Genomic DNA, 16,883 nt, shown 5'->3' with positions numbered 1-16,883 from the left:
TCAAATCCTACTCCCGCAACCAACGATTTCTGCGAAAGCAGGTTGTCCAAAGCCTCGGCCTCCGAAAGGAAGTCGGGGTTTTGCTTTCCGGCTGCAAAGCGCAGGATCGCCCCCAGGTCGCCGCGCAGAACGATGGAGAGTTCGCCGTTCTCGGGCACGAGGGTGATTTCATCGACCAGTGACCGAAGCACGTCGACGGCGGCGCCTCGATCTTCCTCGGATTGCAGGTTCTCGCAGAGCTTTGCGATCCGATCCTGATACATCCGTGCCATGTTCGGGTGCAGCAATGGCGGCGGCTCGTCGGCATTGTCCAGAAGCTCGCTCAACTCCGCCTTCCTCGCCTCCAGCTTCTCGGCCTTGTCTTTGAGTTTCGCCGGCGGGAAGCCTTGAAGAATGGCGTCGACCATCTTGTCGAGCTCTCGGTCAACCTTCTCGAGTTCGCTCCTCCAGCCGGCCAAGTCGGCCCCGCGCTCGATCCGGAGCCGATTTACCTCGCGCGTGAACTCTGCACAGAATTCATTGAAGAGCTCCGGCGACATGAGATGCTTCCGAAGGCCATTCAAGATCGACGCCTCCAAGGCATCCCGACGGATGTTCAGACGGTTATCGCATGTGCCCTTGTTCCGCGACGCTGCGCAGCCAAGCAGGTCTTTCGAAATCAGGGAGTACCCGCCACCACAGCACCCGCACTTGATGAGGCCGCCGAAAAGGTGCTTCGGCCGCCGTCTATCGTTCATAGGATTGCTGCCTGTCGCCGACGTATCAAACGAAAGGCTCTTTTGCCTTTTCTTCACCGCGTCCCAGAGATCTTGGTCCACAATCCGAAGGTCCGGGACCTCCTGGACAACCCATTCACTTTCCGGGTTCGGGCGGGAGACGCGCTTGCCGGTGTCAGGATCCTTCATGTATCGCAGTCGGTTCCAGACGAGCCTACCGATGTAGAGTTCGTTGTTGAGAATGCCCGTCCCTCGTTTCGGGTTGCCGTGGATCGTCGAAGGCCCCCATTCCTTGCCCTGCGGTCCTGAAATGCCCTCCCGGTTCAAGGTCATTGCAATCGTCCGCGAGGATTGTCCGGACAAGTAATCCCTGAAGATGCGCCGAACGACGTTTGCTTCGGCTGGATTGATGTCCCGCTCGCCCCGATCGTCCGGATCGGCCGTGCGAATGACGTCATACCCATAACAAAGCCCACCACCGGAGCGACCCTTCTCAACGCGCCCCCGAAGACCGCGCCGGGTCTTGTCGGCTAGATCCTTGAGGAAGAGTGCGCCCATCGTTCCCTTGAGACCGATGTGCAATTCGCTGACCTCACCTTCGGACAGCGTTACGATACTCACACCTGCAAAGCGCATCCGCTTGTAGAGCCCGGCGATGTCCTCCTGGTCCCGGGAGAGACGATCCAGCGACTCCGCGAGGATCACGTCGAAACGGCCCTTCAGCGCATCCGAGATCAATTCCTGAACGCCGGGCCGAAGCAAGGACGCCCCGGAAATCGCTCGATCCGTGTAGCTGTCGATGATCGTCCAGCCTTCCCGCTCCGCGCGTGCACGGCAGATACGAAGCTGGTCCTCGATCGACGCATCACGTTGGTTGTCAGATGAATACCGAGCGTAAAGCGCTGCCTTCATGCGATGACCCCCTTAATCGCGGAGGCGAGCCCGTGCATGTCGCCTGTTCTCGGCCTCAATGAAATCTCTCGCAGCCTGCCGCGCCAACAAGCGAACAAGGGTGACCAGCCGCGGGTCATCACCAGCAGAAGTGAGGTGCGCGATGTTGCTCTCAGCCGCTCCGCTTTCCTGAGATGAGTCCTGGGCGTCCCTTGAGGCGTCAGCCCCCGGCCTGCTTTTCTGATCCCTTTGCATGAGCACCAGCCTGCCAGAGGCTGGCGCACGTACGAAGGAAAAAGCCTATGCACCATAGCGGGTTGAAGGTGGGGCGCGCGCATGCTCGCGTAGTCTGGCGCATTTATGGCTGCTACAGCGTCGCGCAAATCGGCGGCCCGGAATCCGGAGATACTGCGCTGTTCTATGCGGTTTCTCACCATTTAGGGACCCTAAGCTGTGGCAGGGCCCGAAGACCTTAGCCTGAACGAAGTCTGCCATAGGCGGCCCGAATCGCGCAACGCGGGTGTCCATGTGGCGCGGGAAGCCGCCACTCGGCCGGCGAAAGAGCAAGAGACTGGAAGGGGTGCCGTGACGGGTTGAGGGCTGGAGGAGAGGCCTCCGGCGCCCGTCGCGGAGGTTTTCCAATGAACACCGAAATTATCGATGCCGGGCGTGACATGAGCGGCGGCAACAAGGTGGATGTGTCGCGCGGCACGAACGTGGACCGGGTGTCGTCCGAGTGGTTCTCGCGGTCGGATGACGAGCGGTATCTGTCGCTCGACGACCTTTTCGCCTCGGTCAAGGGCCGGGCGGAGCGGAGCCGGACGCGCACGGTGGAGAGCGCAGCGATCCGGGTCGAGGCGCATCGCAACGACCCGGAGAAACTGAGCCTTGTCCTGCCGGGCACGGATGAGCCCATCGCGCCGACGCATTGGAGCTTTGGCCAGCTCTCGAGCCTTGTCGGTGCACCAGCGGCCTATCTGCGGCAACTGCCCGCGCCGCTGGCGGGGATCAACCTGCAGTATGGGCTGACCAACCACCGGGCGGAGCAGATCAAGACGATGGAAGTTGCGGATGGCCGTACGGAACTCCGTGCCGTGACCGGCCCAGACTATGGCCGCATCTACGACCATGAACTGGTCTCCGCCGTGCAGCGCATCGCAGGGAACGGCACGGGCGACACGCGCTGGAAGGTGCCGGGCGTGATCGACTGGTCGACCGGCATCTACAACCCGCGCGTGGACGTCACGAAGGAGACCACCACGCTCTACGCCTCCGACCGCGACGTGTTCCTGTTTCTCGTCGACGACCTGAACCCGATCGAGGCGGGGCTGCTGCCCGACGGCTCGCCTGACCTCTATTTCCGGGGCTTCTACTGCTGGAACTCGGAGGTGGGTGCCAAGACGCTCGGCATCGCCAGCTTCTACCTGCGCGCCGTCTGCCAGAACCGCAATCTCTGGGGCGTCGAGGACTTTCAGGAGATCACGATCCGGCACTCGAAATACGCCGCGTCCCGCTTCGCTCACGAGGCTGCGCCAGCGCTGAGCCGCTTTGCCGAGTCCTCGCCGGCGCCCTTCGTCGATGGCATCCGTGCGGCGCGGGAAAAGATCGTCGCGCGGTCGGACGAGGACCGGCAGGACTTCCTGCGCAAGCGCGGGTTCTCGAAGGCGGAGACGGGGCGGATCGTCGAGACGGTTCTGGCCGAAGAAGGCCGCCCGCCCGAGAGCGTCTTCGACTTCGTGCAGGGGATCACCGCCGTGGCTCGGTCGAAGCCGCAGCAGGACGCGCGCTTGGTGATGGAGGGGAAGGCGAAGGCGTTGCTGGAGATTGCCCGCTAGGAATAGCGCCTGCGCGCGTCTTCTAATTCAACTCGCGCGCAGCCGACCGATTTGCGAACCATCAAAGCCAATAGTTCGGGACTGCTCGCTTTGCCGGCACACCCCGCCTTTCAATTTTGGTAATCGACATTGCAATGGATTTCGCCGTCCCGTCCTGCTTTTTCCCAAGGGTGCTCATTTTTCTAGCGCCTCCTGCGACAGCAATTCCGAGGCCAGCTGTTCCGGCCGCCGCCAGTGGCCCACCCCAATGCGCGCCTAGTGCCGCAAGGCCTATAGTAGACGCCGCTTCAAATGCGAAAAGAGTTCCCGCAGTGAAACGGTCGCGTCCAATTTGTTTCTTGATGCTGGTTAGCTCAGCGTCGATGTGATTTCGTGCGTCTTCTAGGCGTTCGATAAGGGTCTCTTGATCTTTCATCTCCAAATCCAAATTCTGTTCTCTAGAGATGTCTTCAAGATATCGCCAGACCGACCGCCGAACACCCTCATACTCCTGGCGGATCGAAAAGAAGTCATGGATATTACTGCTTCCGACATTGTTCGGAACAAACAAGTCCATAGCGCTCTGCAGGAGCTTAAATCGATCCGCGCGATGCGTCTGATCACCGTCAAAGAGGTGATTTACATAGTTGATGCCACCGAACGTGATGCTTGGGACACCGTCAACGATTGAAGCCTCGCGCGCCATTCTTGCCAGCACGAAATCCGCCAAAACGGGATGACACAAAACGCCGTTGTGCTCGATTATCTCACCGGTAGCTGGATTTCTAAAATGCCCTACGCGCAAGGCCATTCCGTCAGTGAAGAAAATGTCGCGGAAGTTCGGCGGGAATTTTTCCTCGGCAACATACTTCCAGCCCTTTTGTGACCAACGCACAGCTATCTCATCGTCTTGACCAGGACTTACATGGCCGTACTGGTCGAAGTGAATTGGGGTCAGGTCTCCCTCTTGTTCAGTGTCTTCAACCAGCTTAGCAATAAGGTTCTCAGTCGCCTGCGCTACCCCATCTTTGTCCATCCACCCTGAGTAGCGGTAAGTAGGATCTTTCATTTCGATCAAGCTGTCGTCTTGAGAAAGAACTTCGTCGACATGTTGGCGACGCTGTACCTCGAATTGATCAACATTCGGAACGATCAGAGAGACTTTGTCGCTGAATAGAAGTAGCGATCGCAGCCTTTCCTGGCTTGGTGTGTAATGTGGATAATAAAGCATGTTCTCAATTCCTAGAATTGCGCAGGCGAGCCAACAGGGCACAGTTTCTAGCTCCATCCTAAGGCGATTTCCTTACAGCGGAAACACCGCAATCCTGTCCGGGTGCGACTAAGAGTGAGAGGGGTGCCGGGTTTTCCGTGCCGGGTTTGGAGGTCGGGAGAGAGGCTCTCGGCTGGCCCGTCGCGGAGATATCCCGATGACCAAGCAACAGAAGATCACCCTCAGCGCCTCGCGCGACATCCCCTTCAACAAGCTGATGCTCAGCCAGTCGAACGTGCGCCATGTCAAGGCGGGCGTGTCGATCGAGGAACTGGCCGAGGACATCGCGCGGCGGACGCTGCTCAGCTCCATCACCGTGCGGCCCGTGCTGGACGACAGCGGTGCCGAGACCGGCATGTACACGATTCCCGCCGGCGGGCGGCGGTTCCGGGCGCTGGAACTGCTCGTGAAGCAGAAGCGCATGAACAAGACCGCGCTGGTGCCCTGCATCGTGCGCACAGACGGGCTCGCCGAGGAAGACAGCCTCGCTGAGAATGTCCAGCGCGCGCCACTGCACCCGCTCGACCAGTTCCGCGCCTTCCAGGCGATGCGCGAGAAGGGCCGCACCGAGGAGGAGATCGCCGCGGCCTTCTTCGTCTCGGCCAGCGTGGTGAAACAGCGGCTGAAGCTCGCCGCTGCAGCACCCTCGCTGCTCGACGCCTATGCCGAGGAGGAGATGACGCTCGACCAGCTCATGGCCTTCACGGTCAATCCCGATCACGCGCGGCAGGAACAGGTCTGGGATGCTCTGCAGCGGCACTATTCGCGGCAGCCCTACGAAATCCGCCGCATGCTGACCGAAGGTGCGGTGCGGGCCTCGGACAAGCGGGCTCAATTCGTCGGGCTCGACGATTACGTCGAGGCCGGGGGCGAGATCCTGCGCGACTTGTTCCAGCAGGACGACGGCGGCTGGCTGCAGGATGCCGCCCTGCTCGACGTCATGGTGCGCGAGAAGCTCGCCGAGGAGGTCGAGGGGGTGCGCGCCGAGGGCTGGAAATGGGTCGAGGTCGACACCGAATTCCCCTATGGCCACACTTTCGGGATGCGCCGGGTCCGTGGCGAAGAAATGCCGATGAGCGACGAGGAAGCCGCCAGCTACCAGGCACTGAAGGCTGAATACGACGCGCTCGAGGCCGAGCATGCGGAAGCCGACGAACTGCCCGACGACGTTGATGCCCGGCTGGGCGAGATCGAGGAGGCGATGGAGGCCCTCGAGGCGCGCCCAATCCGGTACGAGGCAGAAGACCTCGCGCTGGCAGGAGCCTTCGTCAGCATCGACAGCTCCGGGCGACTGCGCGTCGAACGCGGTTATGTGCGGCCCGAAGATGAGCCGGTCGAGGAGGTGGAGGACACTGGCGACGTCGCACCGCAAGCGGCACCGGACGAAGACATCGATGACACCGTCGTGTCCACCGCGGACGAGGAGGAAGAGGATGACGGCCTGAAACCGCTTTCCGACCGCCTTGTCATGGAACTGACGGCGCATCGTACCCTGGCGCTGCGCAATGCGCTGGCCCAGGACCCGCAGGTCGCTTTCCTCGCGGCCCTGCACGCGATGGTCCTGCGGCTCTTCTACCGCTACGCCGTCGACAGCTGCGTCGAGATCGAACCGCGCAACGCGGGGTTCGGATCGCAGGTGCCGGGCCTCGGCGACACGGCCTATGCGCAGGCCATCGACCAGCGCCACGAGACCTGGGCGCGGAACCTGCCGAAGGCATCCGAGGACCTCTGGGTGGCGCTGACCGAGTTCGACAGCTGCAGCCGCGAGGCGCTCTTCGCCCATTGCGTGGGGATGAGCGTGAATGCCGTCCACGATCCCTACCAGCGCCGGCCCCGCGCTATCGCGCATGCGGATGTGCTGGCCGGGACCGTCGGGCTCGACATGGCAAAGGCGGGCTGGACGGCCACGGGTGACAGCTACCTCGGCCACGTGACCAAGGCGCGCATCCTGGAAGCCGTGCGCGAGGCGAAAGGCGAAGACGCCGCTGACCGGATCACCGGGCTGAAGAAGACCGAAATGGTGACGGCCGCAGAGGACCTGCTCGTGGGCACCGGCTGGCTGCCGGACCCGTTGCGTACGCCGCCGCTGCCGGAAGAGGACGCACAGGAAATCGAGCTGGTCGACGACGCGGACCGCACAGACGATGACCCTTCGGAAGACGATCCCGACAGCAGCGAAGCGCAATCGGCGGAAGACGGCGGCGATCCGGCTATCGGAGACTCCGACCCAATGGAGGAAGATGATCCCGTCGCCGGTGACGCCTTCGCCAAGACAGCCGCCGAGTGACCTACGAGCAGCACGGGACCTTCCCCCAAGGTCCAAAGTCAGGGGCCCGTCAGTCATGGCGGGCCCCTGATTGCGTCCAAGCCTCTTGGAGACCGCCATGACGAGCCCCGCCACCGAGCTTTCGCGCCAGCTTTCCCAGAACGCCGAAGCGGTGTGCCGGCACTATCTGTCGAACGGACGGAAGCAGGGTCACTACTGGCTGGTGGGCGACGTTCAGAACACCCCGGGCCGATCCATGTTCGTTCGGCTATCCGGGCCACTGTCCGGTACCCGTGCGGCCGGAAAATGGACTGATGCGGCCACGGGACAGCATGGCGATCTGCTCGATGTCATCCGTGAAAGCTGCGGCTTGGTCGACTTCAAGGACGTTGCCGATGAAGCCCGACGCTTCCTGAGCTTGCCCTTACCTGATCCACCTCGACAGCATTCTCCTCATTCACTTCCACCAGCTGCCACCGGATCTCAGGAGGCGGCACGACGCCTGTTTGCAATGGGCGTGCCGATCCGCGGCACCCCGGCAGAAGCCTATCTGCGCGCGCGTGGCATCGGAGCGTTTGACCAAATGCCAAGCCTACGGTTCCATCCCGCCTGCTTCTATCGGCCCGAAGGCTGCGGGCCGGTCGCGCGGCTTCCGGCCATGCTGGCCGCCATCACCGATCTCGAAGGCCGCCAGACCGGGACCCATCGCACCTGGCTGCGGCCGGACGGGAGCGCCAAGGCCGATATCGACACACCGCGGCGCGCGATGGGCGCTTTGCTCGGGAACGGGGTGCGGTTCGGCGCGCCCGGGGACGTGCTCATCGCCGGTGAGGGGATCGAAACGGTCCTGTCCGTGCGCTCGGCCCTGCCCGAAATACCCGCCCTCGCAGCGCTGTCGTCGGGACACCTGGCCGCCATCCGGTTTCCCGCTGGCCTGCGGCGGCTCTACGTGTTGCGCGACCGTGATCCCGCAGGCGCGGCGGCAAGGGATAGACTGGAGGCGCGTGCAGCCGAGTTCGGGATCGAGGCGCTGACTCTCACGCCGCGACTGGGCGACTTCAACGATGATCTCCGGCGGTATGGTCTGGCGGCTTTGCAAGCGCGGTTTCGGCTTCATCTCCACGTCGAGGATGCCGCTCGTTCCGTGCCGGTGTGACAGGGCGGCAATCGGGCTGGCGCTGTACGGCTCACAGCATCTTTTTCGCAGGGGCATCCCGCGCGCGGTTGCCATCCACGGGAAAGGCCGGCGCGCACGGCCTTCTCAGAGGGCAGGAGGCCCACAATCGGGACGGCCCGGCAATGGCCGCGCTCCAGCTATTTTCCGCCGCGCCCCGTTAGGGCGCTTTGCATCGCGAGGCAAAATAGCCGGGCTTGGCCATCAAGGCCCTCGCGAAAGGCTCGGGCTGCCCGACCGTCCCGCCCGTGGGCGCGTTCCTGCCACGAAGGCCGCGTTTGGCGCGCGGCTCCCCCGAGGAAGGAACCCGCAGATGACCCTCGATCCCGAAACCGATGCCCACGAGCCGCATCACAGCACGTCCTCGACCGCCCACGTCCTGACCGAACTCCAGCTCTACGGCTGGCGCCCCTACGAGGATGAACCCGATCCGCGCCCTTTGCCCGAGGGCAGCCAGATCGCCGGTGCCGTCGCCGATATCCTCGACGCCCTTGTCGCGACGCTGGGTGATACGCGCCTCGAACCCGATCTCGACGAACTGCTCTGGGGCGCGGTCAACCTCTTCCATCGCGCGCTCGCCCGGGCCGAGCGGCAACTCGACGACAACGAACAGGCGCAGCGCCGCCTGCAGCGGGAACAGGACGGCTCCGAGGTGAAATCCCTCGAACTCGAACGCCTCGTGGCCGAGGGGCAGAGCATGGTCGAACGGCGCACAGCGCTGGAACTCTTTCGTGACCTCGCCGCCGAGGGCTTCGAGCATCACCTCGGCAAACCCTGGCATCCCCGGACCGGCTCGCGCGTCAGCCATCGCAACCTGACCGCCGCGATGATCGACAGCCGGGATTTTCTCGCCGCCCGCCGCCGGGCCGAGGCGCAGCTGCTTCTGCCCGAAGGCCCCAAGGTGGCCGTGACCGGCGGGGCGGATTTCAACGATCACCGCGTGATCTGGGCGCGGCTCGACCGGGTCCATGCCAAGCACCCGGACATGGTGCTGCTCCACGGCGGTTCACCCAAAGGGGCGGAGCTCATCGCCTCCCGCTGGGCCGACAACCGCAAGGTGCCCCAGGTCGCCTTCCGGCCCGACTGGACCAAGCACGGCCGTTCGGCCCCGTTCAAGCGCAACGACGCGATGCTGGATGTCCTGCCGATCGGTGTGCTCGTCTTTCCCGGCACCGGGATCCAGGAGAACCTCGCAGACAAGGCCCGCAAGCTGGGCATTCCGGTCCTGAAGCATAAGAATAGCGCTTAGACCACGTCTTTAGAGCAGCGAGACTTGCATGTTCGACAACAAGTAGCCAGCCCATGAGTTGCTTCTCTCGAGAACTATGCGATTGGCGCTTCGCTTTTCTCGCCCAGGCCGAAACCTTTCAGCATCCAAATGGTCGATTTTGCTGGAAGAAGTTTTTTCTTTCCGGCGAGTCCCCTGAGGTCACCATAGGGGTTCTTACCAGTTTCTTGTTTCACGAACTCCCCCAAATCACTCATGTATTGCAGGGCATAGTATATTGCCTCTCGACGGGTTGGATCTGTTGTCTTCTTTCCGTGGATGAGCTTGTTTCTTATGTCCTGAGCTTTCGTTAAATTGGATTTGGCATCGGCAGGGATGCCTTTGGAGAAGATGTTCTTGAAGACCGCCGCATATTTTTCGGCAGTGAAGTGTTGCTTCTGAAGTTCACTATCAACTTTCTCCGAGGCGCAATCGTGTATTCGAATAAGCCCGCATTTAAGGGCGCGGTGATGCCCCTCTTCAAGCTTCATAAAGCAGTATGCCAAAGCAATTTCGTAATTTTTTCCATCGGCCAGTAGCGGCTCCAGCTTTCCCAAATAATTCTTCACATCCCCGTCGAGACCGTCGTAGATGGCTTTCAGGCCTTTGTAACTCTTGGGTACTGGCATCTTAATCCATTCCAATCACGAGTTGGTTAGTCCGTGTCCATGGGTGAGCAACAAGCATCGAAATTTCGCGCTGCATGTGAGTCTACACTAATCTCCTGAGTTCGCTCGGCAACGTCTATCGTCAGCAACGCTCTGCTGATTAGCACGGCAAGGCTTGACCGAAACACAATGTAGCATCACCATGACTTAGCAGAACCGGCGAAGCAGCATAGTCGAAGGCGGTGCGCACACTCGGGCAGCCTGTCGTGATCCCCGCAGTCACAGACCTACGGAGGCGTCCATGTCGCTTGTTCTTCTTGCCATCTCACTATCCATCGCGCTCGGTGTTCTGGCCTTCCGCTTCGCGGTCGTCGCACTGCCGGTCATGGCCGGGATCGCTGCGTTCCTGCAGGTGCATGAGGGCGGTGCCGGTTTCGGCCTGTCCTTCCTCGCAGGACTGGCGGGGGCGGCGGTCTCCGTCGCGCTCGTCATTGCCATTCTCTGTTTTGCTAGGAACCCGTTCCTTCGGCTCGGGGCGCTCGGCCTGTTTGCGGTGCCTGCTGCCGTGGCGGGTTACGCGCTGGCCCATGGCGTTGCGAAACATGCGCTCGACCCGGGTGTGATGCTGACGCTGATCTGCGGTGGCTGCGGCGCGGTCGTCGCCGTTGCGGCGATGATCAACCTCAATACCTTGGGCGTGGGGTTGCTCGACCCGTAGCCCTTGGTTGCGGCCGTCCCTGGTCAGTTGATCGCAGACGCGGTGGAAATCTGCGCTGCGACGGTCCTGGGTGATCGCAGGTCAAATCCAGAACCATCCCTCTCTTCTCGCATGACCATGGACCAACCGGACCGACGCCTGTGAGTGCGGTGAACGATGCCGGACGTGCTCGGTTCTGCCTGCGGGTTCTGGCCATCGGATACAGCGCGGCTGCGGCAAGCGACGGTGGGTGCATGAGGCCGATTGCCGATGGGCGCGTGATCTGGGGCCCAAGTTGCCCTTCGCAAGCAACATGCTTGGGCACGGCGTCCCCGTTGGCGCTCCCCCGAGAAGACCTGTCCCTCCTCCTGATTGATCCCCTAAGCCCGTCCGTCCGAGGCCGGCAACCCCGCGCGGCGGGACCCGTGTTGGCGTGTGCCACGCCTGCCCGCGCCACGTCCCGCCTTGGGGGTCGAGCGGACACCGGTGGCGTCCGTGCAGGCCACGTCCAGCGGTCTTTGACGGACCTCATCGGAGGGACGGTCCCTCCGGATGAATCAACGGAGACATACCATGCAGAACATCGTCATCCTCGCCGGCAACATCGGCCAGACCCCCGAGACCCGTACCACCCAGGGCGGCACCTCGATCACCAGCTTCACCCTTGCCACATCCCGCCCGCGCTATTCCGAAGGCCGGGTCGTCCGCGACGAAAACGGCTACCGCGTCCAGGACACCGAATGGCACCGCATCACTTGCTTCAACGGCCTCGGCAAGACGGTCCAGCAGTACTGCGAGAAGGGGATGAAGCTCCTGGTCCGCGGCCGCATCCACTACACCAAGTGGACCGACGCCGCGGGTGTCGATCGCTACGGCTGCGAGATCATCGCCGAGACGGTCGACTTCCTGACCAAGGCCAAGCAGGCCGAGGACGAGGATCCCTCCTTCATCGACGATGAGGACGACCAGTCCTGACACGGCAACGAAGCCCGGCGGCGCGAGCCGCCGGGCTCCTCCGCTGGCACTGTCGGACGCAGATCACAATTCGCATCATTCGGCGACATCCCGCCGCGCGCAGCCGACCAATCTGCGGTGAGTCGCGCCTTGGTCGGCTCCTGCGCGATCCAATGCCCGAAACGGCCGCTGACCGCCATGATCTCTGGCAAGACCCCGGAAATGCGACTAAAATAGTCGTAGTTCTGGCGTGTGTGAATGGCCGGGTGGGAGGTGATCATCATGATCACCGCCCGACAATCACGGGCCGCGCGCGCATTGCTGGGATGGACGCAGCAGGAGCTAGCCGATAAGGCCCTGGTATCACTGACCGCACTGAAGAGGCTCGAATCCGAGAAGGATCTTCGTGTCTACGAGTCGACCGAAGATCAGGTGCGGCGGGTGTTCGAGGATGCAGGCATCACGTTTCTGCATTCGGACAAGGGTGAAGGCGTCTTGATCGATGTGACCAAGGCGAAAAAGGCCAAGTGATCGTAGCCGGTTGATGCGGGTATCAGTGGCGCGCCTGTACGGAAAGGCAACTTTGGGAGGGGGGTCGTTTCTGCGATTCTGTAGGCAAATGGCACAGGGCGAGACGACATTTCTGGATGCTCCGCCGGACAGCGAAACGCTGACCGACTACGACCATGCTCATATGGTTCTCTACCTCCGCATTTTCGACGCTGCCGAGGAAGGAGCCGACTGGCAGGAAGTGGTCGAAGTCCTGTTTGGCCTCGATCCGAAGCATGATCCCGATCGCTGCAGAAACGTCTATGATAGTCACGTCGCGCGGGCCCGCTGGATGACCGAGCACGGCTATCGCGACCTGCTTCGGCAGGGGGGCGACGGCCCGAACGGCTGAGTCACGCCGAAACCCGCTCATGTCGGGTGGGTCGGACTCCCGGAAATCAATCAATACGTGTAAAATCAGGTCGTTTCTGAGAAGTTGACGAACGGGATTAGTCATGCCGTCGGAACGCTCCGGCTGGCGTTCCTCGGCAGAGTACGACTACGTCGAAGACCTGAGCGCGTCCGATCTCGCCTGGGAATGGCTGCGCCGCAACAAGCGCTACGCAAAGGACTATGCGACCCTCTCGAAGGCCGCCCCGGACGACGCGTCTCTGAAAGAAGCGCTACTCGACAACTGGGGGTTGCGATTTCGCGGCCGATCCCAACCTCCCGGCTCCAAAGGCCTGCGCACTCTGGGACCCCCGGATCGATCCCTCGGTGGTCGTGCTGCAGAAGGTTCCGGAGGTCCTGAGCGGCGCGGTGGAACCGACGATCCTGCCTGAAGGGACAGTCAAATACGCCCATGGCGGCCTCCTCCATCTTCTTGACGCCGGTGGGAAGCATCGCCTCCAAATTCTGCAATCGGATTCCGACGCCGATGTACTTGTGGCGATCGTCCCTCTCGATCAGGATGGCTTTGCGCGTCTCGACGCTGTCTTTCGCTTGCTTGCGCAGCTTCACGGCAGAGTGCTTCCTGACGACAAACGACTTACCCGCCAGAAGCGACTGCGTGCCAAACGCATGTTGCAGGTATATGACGGGCGCGTTGCCGGCGCGTCGCAGCGCGAGATAGCCGAAGTGGTCTTTCGATTGTCTCGGGTCAGCCGGGACGAGTGGCAAAGCGCGCCGGAGCGCTTCGCGGTCATGGCCTTGCTGCGCGACGCGCGAAAGATGGTTGACGGTGGTTACCTAGGGTTGCTTGGGCGTCGAGTCCTGAAATGATCCACGATCAAGCCTCTCTTTTGCCACGGCGTCAGCGCGCCAAAGTGCTGATCGGTCCAAATCTGCTCAGTCGCCCGTTTACAATCCGCTTTTGGTCGCGTTTGCTTGTCTATTTCACTACTCGCAGCCGGGTTATGGCCCCTGGTAGCGGATGAAGGGCTCGCAAGTCTTCTTCGCTTGAGCGGAGCGCTTGCGCGAGATCGGACACACCGTAGCCGAGTTCCTCCAGATGCAGCCTTACGATCTCCGGAAGGACGGTGGGAGTTTCGACCATGAGATCGAGCTCGGGCGGCTCCGTTCTCCGGTAGCCCATCGAGCTCATCTGCCGCCAGAGATACTGGCTCTGATTGTCGGTAATCGCGCCGATCTCTTTTGCCCGGTAGAGAAGCGCTGCCATGGACACACGCCAAATCGGTTTCAGCGCGGCGAGCCGCTGGATCGTGAGGCGACGTCCGGAAAGGTGGGGCCGAATATCGCGCGCCGGCATGAGCAGCGCCGACGCGAACGCATTCGCCTCGTCTTCCATTTCCGGCGACGGTACCTGATGCATGACAACATGCCCAAGTTCGTGCGCTAGGCTGAACCGCTGCCGATCAGCCGGCATGTTCCGGTTGAGGAAGATGCACGGTGGCATATCCGATATCTGAACCGTGAAGCCATCCACCTTGAGCGCGGCGAAGTCGCAATGGACGACGATGCAGCCTGCTCGTTCTACCCATGCGACAAGTTTCCGGATCGGTCCCGAAGGGACGAGCCAGGTGCGCCTGATGAGATCCGCAATACGTTCGGGGTCGCCACCGTATTCGTCGACATCCAGACGTGGAAGGGACAACTCCGGTTCCAACTCGGCTGCATCGAGCAGTCTTCGGATATGAAGAATCCTGATGTTGAGTTCAGCTTCCAGGCGCTCGATCGCCTTCTGCCCAACACTCGCCCGCTTCCGGTATTGCACGCTCATCGGCAGGCCGATGACTCGGTCGTTCTGGAAGAAGAAATCGACCGGAAAATCCAAGGCTTCGCTGACGCTCGTCAACACTTCATCGGTCGGGCCGATCAGCCCGTTTTCAAGTTTCGAAAGGTTTGCCTGTGACACTCCTGAGCGCGCGGAAAGCTCTGTCTGACTCCATCCCCGCGCCTGCCGCGCTATCCGCAGCAGGTCCTGATTGAAATCGGCCGGCATCAATCTTGACGCTTCTTGCGGTCGTCCGCGGCGCCTTTGAGCTTGACGATGGACGCTGCGGGACGTTCGGGCTTCGGCTCGGGCATCGGCAACGAAACCGTGACCTCGTCCGAATCGAGAAGGCTGTTTTCCCAAGCGATCTGATCGCCGTTGCGAGCAACTACGCAGATGTCGTCGATCTGCGTTTCAAGACGATTCAGTTTGTACACGACCTCGACGCGTTGGACCTCCGGCAAGCCGAACAGGTCCTCGTCATGATCGTGAAAAGCGAGCGCCAGCTGCGTAGCGACATTCGACGAGCGGCCCGTCTCATCTGCTTTCTTGAACCGAAACAGAACAGTGTCCCGCACTAGGAACTTCATTGTCTCGTGGCCGTCGATCACATGGACGGCATCATGGTCAAGGAGGGCATTGTTCGCGCGCTCGATTATCTGCTCCCACACAAAGTTCGCGCGGCTGCGTTTGTATCGCCAGACGCCGTTGCGATCGCTGCCCAGCCAGTCCTCCCACGCCTCTCGGATCGCGGAAACGACATGCTCGCGGATTTCGTCCAGAACGGGACGCACGTTGGCTTCGCTTGGAATCGGCATGCTCGGGCCTCGCTTGTTTTGGAGGACCGTAGCCGCGCTGATTTACAAAATCAACCGCAAAATATTCACAGAACAATTCCGCGGGTTCGAAGCCTTGTAGCGCTTTTCTCCTGTTTCACAGTCACGAGAAATGGTCGACGGATCGACCTCTTCTTCAAGTGTGCGATTACCGCACCCCCATCTTCGCACTCCATCCAGCCTGTCGCACTCCGCCATCGTGGCCGCAACCAGCCGCCTTTGTCCGGCGGCCTCACGGACCCCACGGAGGCTTTCCATGCGACCAGACCACGCTCCCCTGCCGCCGCGCTATCTGCGCACCAAGGAGGCCGCGCAGTTCCTCAGCTTATCCGCGCGCACCCTTGAAAAGCACCGCACCTATGGCACCGGCCCGGCCTATCACAAGCTGGGTGGGCGAGTCGTCTACTCAATCGAGGATCTCGAAGCCTGGGTCCAGCGCGGTGCCGTGACCTCGACGTCTGATCCGCGCGGTGGCCGGGTACTACCCGCGAAGCGCCATGTGCTGACCGCGACCCCGCCCGCGGGCCGCGCTTTCCGCTGATCCGGCGGAGGCGTCCAAGATGTCCCGCAGTGCGTCAGAACGCGGCCAGCTCGATCTGTTCCAAGCTCTCCCTGGCGAGTTCGCGGTACGGGACGCGCAGGATCTCATGTCTTATCCCTTCTTTTCCTTGTCCAAGAGCCATCGCACGCGGCCCATCGAGTTCGCGGCGGGAAGTGTCGAAATCCGTGTCGAGGCCGTCGCGGATCACGGCATGGCCACGATCTGGGACGCCGATATACTTATCTGGACGGCCAGTCAGATCGTCGAGGCGCGCGATTCCGGGATTCGCACATCACGGCTCATTGCGGCGACGCCGTACCAGATCCTCACCTTCATCGGCCGCGGCACCTCCGCCCGTGATTATCACCGGTTGAAGGCCGCGCTCGATAGGCTGCAATCGACGACGGTTTGCACCTCGATCCGCCAGCCGGCCGAAGGACGCCGGCACCGGTTCTCCTGGATCAACGAGTGGACGGAGCGGACCGATGCCACTGGCCGCCCCGACGGGATCGAGCTGATCGTGCCGGACTGGTTCTACCGCGCGGTCCTCGATGACGCGCTGATCCTGACCATCGACCGGGCCTATTTCGAACTGACGGGGGGCCTTGATCGCTGGCTCTATCGGCTGGTTCGCAAGCATGGTGGCCGCCAAAGGGCAGGGTGGCGGTTCGAGATCCGGCACCTCCACGTCAAATCCGGGAGCCTCTCACCCTTCAAACGCTTTGCCTTCGAACTGCGAGACATCATCCGTCGACAGCCCCTGCCGGGCTACCGCCTGGCGCTCGAAATCGAGGCGCGGGGGCGTCGTCTGCTCGCCTTCGAGCCTTGTGGACAAGCTGTGGATGGGCTCGTGCCATCGGGAACCCCGGGTATCGTGCCATCGGGAACCGGACCCTCGTGCTATCGGGAACCCGGTTCGGGTTCATCCATCTCAAAAGACGACAGAATTCGGGGCCGTAACCTAGAGTCTAACTCAGAATCTAACTCTTGTTGCGCTGCCCCGGCTGGGGACAAGCCCGCACACGGACGCGCTCTATCCGTCGAAACGCACCTTCGGAATGACAAACCCGAGCGACCTCTCGGTACATCGAGGAGGGTGCAGACAAGCAGTGTCCCACCGGGTGGTG

At 62.0% G+C, this 16,883-nt stretch carries 17 protein-coding genes; 12 read left to right on the top strand and 5 right to left on the bottom strand.

All coding sequences use genetic code 11. The features are described from left to right. On the bottom strand, positions 1-1,628 hold a 1,628-nt coding region (locus TP2_RS08970; protein ID WP_038076350.1), incomplete at its 3' end, for a recombinase family protein. Between the two features lie 620 nt (positions 1,629-2,248). Here TP2_RS08970 and TP2_RS08960 point away from each other — a divergent pair. Further along, entirely contained in the window at positions 2,249-3,442 is a 1,194-nt protein-coding gene (locus TP2_RS08960; RefSeq protein ID WP_038076346.1) for a hypothetical protein, read from the top strand. A 61-nt stretch (positions 3,443-3,503) separates the two neighbouring features. Here TP2_RS08960 and TP2_RS08955 read toward each other — a convergent pair whose 3' ends face one another. Then, positions 3,504-4,652 carry a hypothetical protein gene (locus tag TP2_RS08955; protein ID WP_157617080.1) on the bottom strand — a complete coding sequence of 383 codons (1,149 nt, stop codon included), beginning with the start codon at positions 4,650-4,652 and terminating at the stop codon, positions 3,504-3,506. A gap of 196 nt (positions 4,653-4,848) precedes the next feature. Here TP2_RS08955 and TP2_RS08950 point away from each other — a divergent pair, with 196 nt between their 5' ends. From TP2_RS08950 to TP2_RS08935, 3 genes are all read left to right on the top strand, one after another. Further along, a complete protein-coding gene (locus tag TP2_RS08950; RefSeq protein ID WP_038076341.1) occupies positions 4,849-6,978 on the top strand; it encodes a ParB/RepB/Spo0J family partition protein in 2,130 nt (709 codons plus the stop codon). Positions 6,979-7,075: 97 nt separating this feature from the next. After that, a complete protein-coding gene (locus TP2_RS08945) occupies positions 7,076-8,113 on the top strand; it encodes a DUF7146 domain-containing protein (RefSeq protein WP_038076339.1) in 1,038 nt (345 codons plus the stop codon). A 331-nt stretch (positions 8,114-8,444) separates the two neighbouring features. After that, positions 8,445-9,380 carry a DUF2493 domain-containing protein gene (locus TP2_RS08935; protein WP_038076334.1) on the top strand — a complete coding sequence of 312 codons (936 nt, stop codon included), beginning with the start codon at positions 8,445-8,447 and terminating at the stop codon, positions 9,378-9,380. 74 nt (positions 9,381-9,454) lie between these two features. Here the strand turns inward: TP2_RS08935 and TP2_RS08930 are convergent, their stop codons facing one another. Further along, entirely contained in the window at positions 9,455-10,027 is a 573-nt protein-coding gene (locus TP2_RS08930; RefSeq protein ID WP_038076332.1) for a hypothetical protein, read from the bottom strand. Between the two features lie 280 nt (positions 10,028-10,307). On the opposite strand from TP2_RS08930, the gene TP2_RS08925 reads away from it, so the two are divergent. The 6 genes from TP2_RS08925 to TP2_RS08905 all read left to right on the top strand — a co-directional run bounded on the left by TP2_RS08925 (position 10,308) and on the right by TP2_RS08905 (position 13,427). Then, positions 10,308-10,724, top strand: a complete 417-nt coding sequence (locus TP2_RS08925) for a hypothetical protein (RefSeq protein ID WP_038076330.1) — start codon at positions 10,308-10,310, stop codon at positions 10,722-10,724. A gap of 552 nt (positions 10,725-11,276) precedes the next feature. After that, positions 11,277-11,678, top strand: coding sequence for a single-stranded DNA-binding protein (locus TP2_RS08920; RefSeq protein ID WP_038076328.1), 402 nt, complete (start codon positions 11,277-11,279; stop codon positions 11,676-11,678). Between the two features lie 261 nt (positions 11,679-11,939). After that, on the top strand, positions 11,940-12,188 hold the full coding sequence (locus tag TP2_RS08915; protein WP_038076360.1) for a helix-turn-helix domain-containing protein: 249 nt from the start codon (positions 11,940-11,942) through the stop codon (positions 12,186-12,188). A gap of 88 nt (positions 12,189-12,276) precedes the next feature. After that, positions 12,277-12,558 carry a DNA -binding domain-containing protein gene (locus TP2_RS08910; protein WP_038076326.1) on the top strand — a complete coding sequence of 94 codons (282 nt, stop codon included), beginning with the start codon at positions 12,277-12,279 and terminating at the stop codon, positions 12,556-12,558. Positions 12,559-12,661: 103 nt separating this feature from the next. Then, positions 12,662-12,988 carry a transcriptional regulator domain-containing protein gene (locus TP2_RS19050; protein WP_169739514.1) on the top strand — a complete coding sequence of 109 codons (327 nt, stop codon included), beginning with the start codon at positions 12,662-12,664 and terminating at the stop codon, positions 12,986-12,988. After that, positions 12,924-13,427 carry a DUF2285 domain-containing protein gene (locus tag TP2_RS08905; RefSeq protein WP_051692393.1) on the top strand — a complete coding sequence of 168 codons (504 nt, stop codon included), beginning with the start codon at positions 12,924-12,926 and terminating at the stop codon, positions 13,425-13,427. The genes TP2_RS19050 and TP2_RS08905 overlap by 65 nt, the downstream gene beginning before the upstream one ends. A 109-nt stretch (positions 13,428-13,536) precedes the next feature. Here the strand turns inward: TP2_RS08905 and TP2_RS08900 are convergent, their stop codons facing one another. After that, positions 13,537-14,607, bottom strand: coding sequence for a helix-turn-helix domain-containing protein (locus TP2_RS08900; RefSeq protein ID WP_038076325.1), 1,071 nt, complete (start codon positions 14,605-14,607; stop codon positions 13,537-13,539). Then, positions 14,607-15,197, bottom strand: coding sequence for a hypothetical protein (locus tag TP2_RS17970; protein ID WP_051692391.1), 591 nt, complete (start codon positions 15,195-15,197; stop codon positions 14,607-14,609). The genes TP2_RS08900 and TP2_RS17970 overlap by 1 nt, the downstream gene beginning before the upstream one ends. Positions 15,198-15,471: 274 nt before the next feature. Here TP2_RS17970 and TP2_RS08890 point away from each other — a divergent pair, with 274 nt between their 5' ends. Both TP2_RS08890 and TP2_RS08885 read left to right on the top strand, forming a co-directional pair. Beyond that, on the top strand, positions 15,472-15,756 hold the full coding sequence (locus TP2_RS08890) for a helix-turn-helix transcriptional regulator (protein ID WP_038076323.1): 285 nt from the start codon (positions 15,472-15,474) through the stop codon (positions 15,754-15,756). Between the two features lie 19 nt (positions 15,757-15,775). Next, positions 15,776-16,883: replication initiator protein A (locus tag TP2_RS08885; RefSeq protein WP_157617079.1), on the top strand; the 1,108-nt coding region annotated here is incomplete at its 3' end.

It is taken from the genome of Thioclava pacifica DSM 10166 (assembly GCF_000714535.1).
In the GTDB taxonomy this organism is placed as follows: Bacteria; Pseudomonadota; Alphaproteobacteria; order Rhodobacterales; family Rhodobacteraceae; genus Thioclava; species Thioclava pacifica.
This window is presented reverse-complemented; position numbering and strand designations above follow the sequence as displayed.